Below are 2,302 nucleotides of genomic sequence, written 5' to 3'. Positions count from 1 at the left end.
TCCCTTTCATTTATTATCAAACTTTCCTATTTTACCATAGAAATTTATATTTACATCTCAAATGGAATTGCTATAGTCAAGTTACAGTATTTAAGTTGAATTAAGAATCAAGTTGAGCAAGTGCGAGAAAATTGGCACCACAGCAGCCGTTATGTCAGCCTTGACAGTCGCGTAAATTGCTGTTGTCGGACTCGCGCTTTGCAATGGGCTAAACTGTTGTTGTCTAACAAAACTTGACAGTCGGATAAAAATTTACCGCCTGACTCGGTTTACAGTAGTCGCTCGGTTTACAGCAGTCGCTCGACTCCTAGCTATCAATGGCAGTTATAATTCTCCACGTTATGAGTACAAGCAGTAATCTCTTGCCGTAAAGAGCGATCGCTAATATATTCCCACAAAAACCTAGTTCGCCGTCCCTGTCCCATACCTTACCGCTCTTATTGAGGCATTTGGGCTTCAGTAGCCACTCGCGAGTCGTTCCTTATTCCATATCAATAAGGTTTGAACTGCGGGTAAGCAATATGCTCAATATTCATAGGGGGTGGATATTTTTCGTCTGCACGCATTAGTCAGAGTTTGCGATGGCAAAAACATTGCTTGCTACCAAAACTAAACAGCCATAACCAGCCTCAACAAAAAAGCATTCTCGGCACAAAAAAGCAGTAAGTTGGCATAAAATTGCAGGCGTTTGCCGGATATTTTCGGGTAAAAACAGGTAGAGTGCAGTCCCTACAAATACCTGTATGTCACTGATTTAGTACAGTTTACCGCCTTATTTCGTATAGCAAATGACTGGCTTTATCTGACGTAATGCTTAGCTATTATTTAGCTTGTTTAACAAAAATTAAATTGAATTAATACTCAAGTGTCTGCATTTGAATTAATACTCAAGTGGCTGTATTTGAATTAATACTCAAGTGACTGTATCTGGATTGAATTACAGCAAGCGTATCTTTTCCCTTGGTCACTCAACTCAAAACCTTGCAGCCGCTTTGCTTTAAATCTGCTTGTCATCCCGTCAATTAAGTCACTCGAAAGTCAGTAACAAATCAGTACATTCTCAGTCTCGACACGGAATTCGGCAAGGTAAACAAAAAAGTGCTATAGATTTTAATTTGATTCCTTATTATGGTGAGTCCCAGTTTTTCCCAGCCTCTTAAAATCAGAGCTTAACTGGTTGAACTTGAGTGGTACTTTTTGGTAAGGTTTTGTAGACTAAGTTTATGTCGCATCAATTTTTAATTATCATTGGGATATCTCCAACATGTTCTTTAGGCTTGTCATAGCTGTTATCACCGCAGTGTTGATTATTGCAACCTCAATTATGTTTCCGGGAATTAGCGCACAGAAAACGGCGAAACCTCAAGTCTCGGGTGTCTATCAATTCGAGTTAGGCGATTTCACAATTACCGCCCTCAGCGACGGCACAGTGCCATTGGATCTGCATCCCCTGCTGACCAATACGAACCAGGCAGAAATCGATCGCCTCCTGCATCAGAGCTTCCTTAAAAACCCTGTTGAAACTTCGATCAATGTATTTCTCATCGACACTGGAGACAAGCAGGTGTTGGTAGACACAGGTTCAGGGGAATTGTTTGGAAAACTGGGCGGCAAGCTACCGAGGTCGTTGCAGGTAGCAGGTTATAAGGCCGACGATATCGATATCGTTCTCATTACTCATATCCATACCGATCACAGCGGTGGTTTGGTTGTAGGTGGTCAACCCATGTTTCCTGCTGCTACGGTATATGTTGGCAAACCCGATATTGATTTTTGGCTTAACCCTGCTAATGCAGAGCGATCGCCAGACTATCAAAGATATTTTAACGAAGCAATTAAGACAGTCAAACCTTATCTCGATATGGGCAAACTGAAGCCGTTTTCCGGCGAGACGGTGATTATACCTGGGATTACCGCACGCCCTACACCAGGACATACACCTGGACACAGTTTCTTTAGGGTGGAAAGTCAAGGCGAGAGTATCGAGTTTTGGGGCGATATTGTGCACGTCGCCTCGGTTCAATTTCCGAAGCCGGAAATCACGATCGACTTTGACGTTGATCCTAATGCCGCAGCAGCGCAACGGGCGAAACAATTTGCCGATGCAGAAACATCCCGTCGTCTCGTCGCAGCCGCCCATGTCTCTTTTCCAGGAGTCGGTCATATTCGTGCAGACAATCAGGGCTATGCTTGGGTGCCTGTGGACTATCGCTGGCGTGAAGAATGATTGGAGTTTAGACTAAGCAGGTCAAAAAGTGCGCTCGCTGTTAGACTAGCGAACAGTTATCAAGAACGGCAATGG

At 43.4% G+C, this 2,302-nt stretch carries 1 protein-coding gene; it reads left to right on the top strand.

From position 1 onward, the window contains the following. Positions 1-1,264: 1,264 nt before the first annotated feature. Positions 1,265-2,227: an MBL fold metallo-hydrolase gene (locus QUA62_RS29110; protein ID WP_333408267.1), complete on the top strand. Its 963-nt coding sequence runs from the start codon at positions 1,265-1,267 to the stop codon at positions 2,225-2,227. Positions 2,228-2,302 lie beyond the last annotated feature (75 nt).

The organism is Microcoleus sp. MON1_C1 (assembly GCF_036701945.1).
In the GTDB taxonomy this organism is placed as follows: Bacteria; Cyanobacteriota; Cyanobacteriia; order Cyanobacteriales; family Microcoleaceae; genus Microcoleus.
Note: the sequence above shows the minus strand (reverse complement) of the source record. Positions and strands in the feature narration are given on the sequence as shown.